The following is a 7,751-nucleotide window of genomic DNA, read 5'->3' as shown; positions in this document are numbered from 1 at the left end:
CTCTCTTTCACGGGCTGCCGGGTGGCTCGTACGGCCTACCGGAGGGGCCGTGCCGGCGTGATCGGGGACGCCGCCTCCGTCTGGGGGGAGGCGGAGTTCGAGTACACCGAGGGGGCCGCGACCGCCGCTGCCGGGTCTGCGGCCGGGTCCTCCTCCGGGATGACCGTGGTGCCGCCGACGACGCGGATGCCCGCCGCGTCCAGGGCCCGCTTGACGCGCCAGCGCAGTTCGCGCTCCACCGTCAGGGACTTGCCCGGCATCGTCTTCGCCGTGAGGCGGACGACCATCGAGTCCAGGAGCACGCTGTCCAGACCCAGGCTCTCGATCGGGCCCCACAGCAGCTCGTTCCAGGGCTCTTCGCGGCTCATCTTCTCGCCGACCTCGGCGAGCGTCGCCTTCAGCCGGTCCAGGTCCACGTCCGCGCTCACGGTCACGTCCACACCGGCCGTGGCCCAGCCCTGGGAGAGGTTGCCGATGCGCTTGACCTCGCCGTTGCGGACGTACCAGATCTCACCCTGGTCGCCGCGCAGCTTCGTCACCCGCAGGCCCACCTCGATCACCTCGCCGGACGCCACGCCCGCGTCGATCGTGTCGCCGACGCCGTACTGGTCCTCAAGGATCATGAACACGCCGGAGAGGAAGTCCGTCACCAGGTTGCGGGCGCCGAAACCGATCGCCACGCCCGCGACACCGGCGGAGGCGAGCAGCGGGGCCAGGTTGATCTGGAACGCGGAGAGGACCATCAGGGCCGCCGTGCCCAGGATGATGAAGCTGGCCACCGAGCGCAGCACCGAGCCGATCGCCTGGGAACGCTGACGGCGCCGCTCGACATTGACCAGCAGGCTGCCGAGAGCCGTGCCGCCGGCCGGGCCGTCGGCGGCCTGGACCGTGCGGTTCATCCGGTCTATCAGCTTGGTGATGGCCCGCCGCACCACCGCTCTCAGCACGACCGCGATCACCACGATCAGCAGGACCTTGAGGCCGATGGCCAGCCAGGTGGACCAGTTCTGCTCGACCCAGCTGGCGGCGTTCGTCGCGCTCTCCTGGGCGTCCTGGAGCGACGGGACCAGCGCTGTCGGTGACTCCGAGGGAGTCGGTGACGGCGACGGGCCGGCGGCGAGTAGGACGGCGGGCAAGGACACGGGGGGACCTCCAAAACGGCCTGCCCCCGGTACGGATGGTTACGGCGGTCGGCTCGACGGTGAGCTCGTCATTCAGGTCACGGAAAGGTCACCGGAAGGGCAGAACCACCACACTAACGGGGCAACGTGTGCGGATCGGCGCCATGTTCGAGGGAGAGACCGTGCTCACCTGGGGATGAAGAGGGTGTGGTCCCGGGGCATGAACGCAAGGTGTGGTCGAAAACACTCCCAGCCCGTTACCGGGACGTGGTGGCGCTGCCGCCGGGCGAGAGGGGAGACTGACTACAGATCGTCCCGGCGCGAGCCACGCGCCGCCGACGCCCAAGGAGGCATCCGTGCCGCATGTCCTGGTACTCAACGCGTCGTACGAGCCACTCGGCGTCGTACCGCTCCGACGCGCGCTCGTCCTCGTCCTGGAGAACAAGGCTGTCTCCCTGGAGGAATCGGGCGCCTTCCTGCACAGCGCGACCGTTACTGTCCCCGCACCCAGCGTGGTCCGGCTGAAGAGGTTCGTCCGGGTTCCCTATCGGGGGCCCGTTCCACTGACCCGAAGGGCGCTGTTCGCCCGCGACGGCGGCCGGTGCATGTACTGCGGTGCCGCCGCGACCAGCGTCGACCATGTCATCCCGCGTTCCCGGGGCGGTCAGCACCGCTGGGACAACGTGGTGGCGTCGTGCCGTCGCTGCAACCACACGAAGGCCGACCGCCATCTCTTCGAGATCGGCTGGCGGCTGCGTCACAAACCCGCCCCGCCCACCGGTCTCGCCTGGCGCATCATCGGCACCGGGCACCGGGACCCGCGCTGGCTGCCGTACCTGCAGCCGTACGGCGCGGACGACGCGATGGCCCGGATCGACGGCATCTCAGCCTGACCTCCGGGCTTTCGTCTACCTGAATACGGTCTCGACGCAGTCCGAACACGGAGTATCCGCACACCCGTTCGGGCTGTCTGTACGGCACGGATGCGATCCGGCCCCGGGAACCCCCGTTCCCCAGGGCCGGATCACTCATGCCCGGCCGCTCAGACGTACCTGAGCTCCGCCGGACGCACCGAACGGCGCAGCAGCGGCAGTGAGGTGGCGGCGGCGAGCAGGCAGGACACGTACACCGCGGGCGGGACCAGCAGCGCCGTGTACGGCACCGTGCGGCTGCCGTCCTGGGCCATGCCCGCGAACAGGGCGCTGATCAGCAGGCCCCCGGCGCCCGCCAGCAGCATCGCCGGCGCGAGCGGCAGGGCCGTCTCCAGGAGCAGGGCCCGGCCGAGCACCGCGCGCGGCACCCCGGCGGCGGCCTGCGCGGCCAGCCCCCGGCGGCGGGCCGCCACCGACTCGGCGGTGCCCACACCGAGCCCGCAGAGCGTGATCACCAGGGCGGCCAGCACGGCGGCACCGGTCAGGTCGACACCGGTCGAGTAGAAGGCCAGGGACGAGGCCAGCTTGTCCTCCCCGCGGTCGTGGAGCGAGGTGAGCAGCACCTCGCGGACGCCGACGAACCCGGTGCCCACGGTGGTCACCAGCAGTACCGCCGCATGGGTGCGGGCGGCGGCCCACGGGTCGTCGCGCAGCCGTTCCGCCGCGATCAGCGTCGCCGGATCGGCTGTACGGGCCGCGAGGACCCGCCCCGTGAACCGGGCGGTGGCGCCGGTCAGCCACAGGGCGCCCACTCCGGTGACGATCACCACGGCGAACACCAGCAGGGGAGCGGTCTCGTACCCGCCGTATGTGTCCGGCGCCAGCAGCAGCCCCACGAACAGCACGCCCAGAGCGGCCGCCGGGACGGGCATCCCCGGGCCGCGCCCCTCGCGCGGGGGCACCCGCCGGACCCGGCCCAGCGGCGAGGCGACGACGCGACGCAGCGCCGTGACGCTCACCAGCGCGCCCAGCACCGGCACGGCCACCGCGACCAGTGCCGTCCCGAACCAGACGAGCACCGGCGGCTGATGCCAGGCACCCAGCAGGAACAGCGCGGAGCACACGGAGGCGACCACCGAACCGAGCAGACAGGCGAGCCCCGACTCCAGCGCCGCGATCCGCCGCACCCGCGCCGGACCGGCCCCCGCCAGCCGCAGCGCGGCGAGCCGCCGGTCCCGGTGGACGGCCCCGATCCGCGCGCACTGCCCGAGGAACCCGAGCACGGGCACGAGCAGCAGCACGAGGACGAGGACCACGCCCGAGCGGTTCCCCTGGTGGTTCAGCAGCCCGGAGCCGAACGACACGTAGTACTGCCCGCGTACGGAGACGACGGCCACGGCGGCCAGCGCGAACCCGGTGGCGAGCGCCGCCCCGACCGCCGTGAGCCCGACCCGCCACCACTCCCGCCGGCCGGAACCCCGGGTGAGCAGCCAGGCGAGCCGAAGATCGACCCGCAGGGCGCCCTCGCGGGCGGTCATGACGTCACCTCCGCCGAGGCCACGGCGCCGTCGCTCAGCCGCAGCTCGCGGTCCGCGTACGCCGCCACCTGGGCGTCGTGCGTGATCAGCAGGACCGCCGTGCCGGACTCGCGGGCCGTGTGCGTCAGCGCCGCCATCACCTGCTCGCCCGCGAGGGAGTCCAGCGCGCCGGTCGGCTCGTCGGCGAAGACCACCTTCGGGCCGGTGACCAGGGCGCGTGCCAGGGAGACGCGCTGCGCCTGGCCGCCGCTCAGCTCACCTGGCCGCAGCAGCTGCTGCCCGAGCACCCCGAACCGCTCCAGCCACTCGCCCGCCCGCTCGTGCGCCGCCGCGCGCGTGGTCCCGGCCAGCAGCAGGGGCAGCGCCACGTTGTCGAGGGCGGTCAGCTCGGGAATCAGCTGGCCGAACTGGAAGACGACCCCGAACTCGGTGCGCCGCAGCTCGCTCAGCCGCCGCTCGGGGAGTGTGTCGAGCCGCTCCCCGGCGTACTCGACGGTGCCCGTGTCCGGCCGGACGATCCCCGCCAGACAGTGCAGCAGCGTCGACTTCCCGCTGCCGCTGGCACCCGTGACGGCCAGGATCTCGCCGGCCCGCAGCGCGACCGACGCACCGCGCAGCGCGGGCGTACTGCCGTGCGCCTTGGACAGCCTGTGGGCCGATATCAGCGCCGGTGAAGGGGGCCCCTCGGACGTTCGCCCGTCTGACGTCTCCCCGTGGGTGGTGGTCATGCCGTTTCGACCTCCGCGGTCAGTGAGGTGAGCCGGGCCACCGTGGTGGTCATCCAACGGAGGTCGGCGTCGAGGTGGTTGAGGGCGTAGTCCGCCGAGAGCACGGTCGAGAGGTCCGAGGCCGGCGAGGTCTTGACCGCCGTCAGCTCCCGCATCCGCGCCATGTGCGCGGCCCGTTGGTCCAGCAGATATGCCGCCGGGTCCCCGCCGGCCAGGATCGCGACGACGACCTTGGCGAAGATCTCGTTGGTGACGTGCGGCGCCGGAGCGCTGATCTGCCGTACCCAGGCGGCGAGTTCACGCGCCCCGTCATCGGTCGTCCGGTAGCTGGTCCGCTCCGGGCCGCCGTCCGCGTCGGTGCCGTCCACCTCCGCGAGCCCGTCGCGCACCAGGCGCTGCAGGGTCGTGTAGACCTGCCCGTAGGCCAGCGGACGGGCCTGCGGAAAGCGTTCGTCGTGCCGTCGCTTGAGGTCGTAGCCATGGCTGGGCCCCCCGGCGAGCAGCCCCAGAAGGATGTGGCGGGTGCTCATGCCGATCATTATGCACTCGATACATGTACTGAGTGAATAGTTACGGAACATGGTCCGGACACGGTGTGCGGATGGCGGGAATGTGACGGACTTCGCCCGGAGGGCGGCGGAAGAATCGCGGAATGTGACCGGCGGTACCGTGGTTCGTCCTTTCATACACGTCTGCGGTCGCGTCCACTGGGTAGGGCTGCGGATGAAACCCGCCAACCGCCGTCAGCCGTCGTACGCGACAAGGAGGCCTCCGTGGCCGTACCGGCCCACATCTTCAGCGCCGAGAGCGCCGCCGCCGAGGCGCCGCTCACCAGCGAGCCGCCGCTGCCCGCCGCCGAGCCCCTCACCAGCGAGCCCCCGCTCGCCGACGCGGAGGCGATGACGAGCGAGCACGCCGACGCCGAGGCGGACCCCACGGGGCTGTACGAGGGTCCGGTCCCGGCGCTGTCGGAACTCGCGGGGCTGTAGATGTCCGCACCCGGGCCGGCCGGACCCGTCGAGGCCCACGAGAGCGGGGAGAGCCGGGCCGAGGAACGCCTCGCGCTCGCCCGCCTCGCCGAGCTGCACGGCGTCGCCCCCTCCTTCCGCCCCTCACCGGACCGTACGGTCGCCGCCACCGACTCCGCGCTCGTCGCCGTACTGGCCGCGCTCGGCGTCGACGCGACCACCCCGGAGGCCGTCCAGGTCGCCCTCGCCGCCCGGGAACGGGAACTGGCGGCGCGGCTGCTGCCACCCACGGTGGTGTGCGGCGCCGACGGTACGGCGACCGCGCTGGCCCACCTGCCCGAGGGCACCCGACTGCGCATCCGCACCGAACAGGGCGAGATCTGCGAATCGGTCGACCAACTCCCGCCCGGCATCCATGAGTTGGACGCCGTGGCGCCCGACGGCCGGGCCGCCCGCGCCCACCTCGTCGTCGCCCCGGCCCGGCTGCCCACACCCACCGGACGCTCGTACGGACTCCTCGTCCAGCTGTACTCCCTCCTCTCCCGGCGCTCCTGGGGCATGGGCGACCTCGGTGATCTCAGCGAACTGAGCGACTGGGCCGGACGGGCGCTCGGCGCCGGATTCGTGCAGGTCAACCCCTTGCACGCGGCCGTCCCCGGGGCGCCCACCGACCCGTCCCCCTACCGGCCGTCCTCCCGTCGCTTCCCCGATCCCGTGCATCTGCGGGTCGAGGCCGTCCCGGAGTTCGCGTACATCCAGGCCGGCGAGGACCGTGAGCGGGTGCGCGGGCTGCTGGAGCGGGCCGGGCGGCTGCGGGAGTCGGTGCTGGACAAGGGCGAGCTGATCGACCGGGACGCCGTGTGGGAACTCAAGCGCGAGGCCCTGGAGTTGGTGTGCGCCGTACCGCTCGGGCCCGGGCGGCAGGCCGCGTACTCCGACTTCCTCGCCCGGGCCGGCGAGCCGCTGGAGGATCACGCCACCTGGTGCGCGCTGGCCGAGACGCACGGCTCGGACTGGTCGCGCTGGCCGGCCGGACTCCAGGACCCCCGGTCGGCCGAAACCGCCCGCGCCCGGGGCGAGTTGATGGACCGCGTCGACTTCCACTCCCGTCTCGCCTGGCTCACCGACACCCAGCTCACCGACGCCCAGCGGACGGCACGCGACGCGGGCATGCCGGTCGGGATCGTGCACGACCTCGCCGTCGGGGTACATCCCGGGGGTGCCGACGCCTGGGCGCAGCAGGAGTACTTCGCGGCCGGCATGTCGGTCGGCGCGCCCCCGGACGCGTTCAACGCGCGCGGCCAGGACTGGGGCCTGCCGCCCTGGAGACCGGACCGTCTGGCCGAGTCCGGCTACGCCCCGTACCGCCAGCTGCTGCGGTCCCTCTTCGGCTACGCGGGCGCCCTGCGCATCGACCACGTCATGGGCCTGTTCCGGCTCTGGTGGGTGCCCCAGGGGCTGGCGCCGACGGAGGGTGCGTACGTCCGTTACGACGCCGAGGCCATGCTCGCCGTCCTCGTGCTGGAGGCCTCGCGGGCCGGGGCGGTCGTGATCGGCGAGGACCTGGGGACCGTCGAACCGGGGGTGCGGGAGACGCTGCACGCACGCGGGGTGCTCGGCACGTCCGTGCTGTGGTTCGAGCGGGACTGGGACGGCGACGGGCGCCCCCTGCCCCCCGACCACTGGCGCGCCGACTGTCTCGCCACCGTCACCACCCACGACCTGCCGCCCACCGCCGCCCGGCTCACCGGCGAGCATGTCGAACTCCGCGACCGGCTGGGCCTGTTGACCGAACCGCTGGCGCAGGAGCGGGCCGTAGCCGCCGCCGAGACGAGCGAGTGGCTGACCCTGCTGGCCCGCCTCGGTCTGCTCCAGGGGTGCAGCGGCGGTCTCTCGGGGACGGCGGAGGAGGCCGAGATCCAGGCCGTACACCGCTATCTGCTGCGCACGCCCGCCCGCATGATCGGCGTCTGGCTCCCGGACGGCGTCGGCGACCGGCGTCCACAGAACCTGCCGGGCACGTGGGACCAGTACCCGAACTGGCGGCTGCCCGTCGCCGACGCGGAGGGCCGCCCGGTGACGCTGGAGGAGCTGGCGGGGTCGCCGCGGCTGTGGGCGCTGATGGAGGTGCTGAGGGAGGGGGCGTGAGGTGCGGCGGGCCGTTCGCGGGGCGGCCGCACCCTCATACGGCACCCCGGGCGCGCGGCCCCGCCGGGCGTTCGCTACTTTTGCACCGTGGACAAGACGAACGCCCTGCGCGCCGGCGCCCTGGTGGCCGGTACGACGCTGATGATGCTGCTCATGACGTCTCCCGCGCTCGCGCTCACCCGCGACGACGGTGACGACCCCGGCCATGGCCTGAGCGTCATCGAGACGCTGGGCCTCTACGTTGTCGCCCCGATCGGCCTGTTCGCGGTCATCGCGGGTCTGGTGATGGTCCTGGACAAGTCCTCGGACCGCGCCCCCAAGGCCGTCAAGCCCAAGCCCGCCAAGGCGAAGGCCTGACCTGATCCGTCGCGCCGAG

The 7,751-nt window shown here is 73.0% G+C and carries 8 protein-coding genes; 4 read left to right on the top strand and 4 right to left on the bottom strand.

What is annotated here, in order from left to right:
- Positions 1 to 35: 35 nt before the first annotated feature.
- A complete protein-coding gene (locus tag STRTUCAR8_RS06475; protein ID WP_006374691.1) occupies positions 36 to 1,142 on the bottom strand; it encodes a mechanosensitive ion channel family protein in 1,107 nt (368 codons plus the stop codon).
- Positions 1,143 to 1,477: 335 nt separating this feature from the next.
- Here STRTUCAR8_RS06475 and STRTUCAR8_RS06470 point away from each other — a divergent pair, with 335 nt between their 5' ends.
- Complete coding sequence (locus tag STRTUCAR8_RS06470; RefSeq protein WP_006374688.1) at positions 1,478 to 2,014, top strand: HNH endonuclease; 537 nt, start codon at positions 1,478 to 1,480, stop codon at positions 2,012 to 2,014.
- 149 nt (positions 2,015 to 2,163) lie between these two features.
- Here STRTUCAR8_RS06470 and STRTUCAR8_RS06465 read toward each other — a convergent pair whose 3' ends face one another.
- The 3 genes from STRTUCAR8_RS06465 to STRTUCAR8_RS06455 are packed head-to-tail and all read right to left on the bottom strand — an operon-like array spanning position 2,164 to position 4,789.
- Positions 2,164 to 3,531, bottom strand: coding sequence for an FtsX-like permease family protein (locus STRTUCAR8_RS06465; protein WP_006374689.1), 1,368 nt, complete (start codon positions 3,529 to 3,531; stop codon positions 2,164 to 2,166).
- A complete protein-coding gene (locus STRTUCAR8_RS06460; RefSeq protein WP_006374684.1) occupies positions 3,528 to 4,259 on the bottom strand; it encodes an ABC transporter ATP-binding protein in 732 nt (243 codons plus the stop codon). The genes STRTUCAR8_RS06465 and STRTUCAR8_RS06460 overlap by 4 nt, the downstream gene beginning before the upstream one ends.
- Entirely contained in the window at positions 4,256 to 4,789 is a 534-nt protein-coding gene (locus tag STRTUCAR8_RS06455) for a PadR family transcriptional regulator (RefSeq protein WP_044471736.1), read from the bottom strand. The genes STRTUCAR8_RS06460 and STRTUCAR8_RS06455 overlap by 4 nt, the downstream gene beginning before the upstream one ends.
- Before the next feature lie 243 nt (positions 4,790 to 5,032).
- Here STRTUCAR8_RS06455 and STRTUCAR8_RS06450 point away from each other — a divergent pair, with 243 nt between their 5' ends.
- The 3 genes from STRTUCAR8_RS06450 to STRTUCAR8_RS06440 all read left to right on the top strand — a co-directional run bounded on the left by STRTUCAR8_RS06450 (position 5,033) and on the right by STRTUCAR8_RS06440 (position 7,732).
- The gene (locus STRTUCAR8_RS06450) at positions 5,033 to 5,248 is read left to right on the top strand and encodes a hypothetical protein (RefSeq protein ID WP_006374685.1); all 216 of its coding nucleotides are present in this window, start codon (positions 5,033 to 5,035) and stop codon (positions 5,246 to 5,248) included.
- Positions 5,249 to 7,375, top strand: coding sequence for a 4-alpha-glucanotransferase (malQ, locus tag STRTUCAR8_RS06445; RefSeq protein WP_006374687.1), 2,127 nt, complete (start codon positions 5,249 to 5,251; stop codon positions 7,373 to 7,375).
- Positions 7,376 to 7,462: 87 nt separating this feature from the next.
- Positions 7,463 to 7,732 (top strand): hypothetical protein, encoded by a 270-nt coding sequence (locus STRTUCAR8_RS06440; protein ID WP_006374686.1) that lies wholly within the window; start codon positions 7,463 to 7,465, stop codon positions 7,730 to 7,732.
- The last annotated feature ends 19 nt before the right edge of the window (positions 7,733 to 7,751 follow it).

Origin of the sequence: Streptomyces turgidiscabies Car8 (genome assembly GCF_000331005.1) — a bacterium.
In the GTDB taxonomy this organism is placed as follows: Bacteria; Actinomycetota; Actinomycetes; order Streptomycetales; family Streptomycetaceae; genus Streptomyces; species Streptomyces turgidiscabies.
The sequence above is the reverse complement of the archived record's forward strand: the minus strand, read 5'-3'. Positions and strand labels throughout refer to the sequence as shown.

Bases quoted from the DNA above. Each gene is read 5' to 3' on its own strand.
- STRTUCAR8_RS06460 (WP_006374684.1), bottom strand. From the start codon at position 4,259: ATGACCACCACCCACGGGGAGACGTCAGACGGGCGAACGTCCGAGGGG.
- STRTUCAR8_RS06465 (WP_006374689.1), bottom strand. From the start codon at position 3,531: ATGACCGCCCGCGAGGGCGCCCTGCGGGTCGATCTTCGGCTCGCCTGG.
- malQ (WP_006374687.1), top strand. From the start codon at position 5,249: ATGTCCGCACCCGGGCCGGCCGGACCCGTCGAGGCCCACGAGAGCGGG.
- STRTUCAR8_RS06455 (WP_044471736.1), bottom strand. From the start codon at position 4,789: ATGAGCACCCGCCACATCCTTCTGGGGCTGCTCGCCGGGGGGCCCAGC.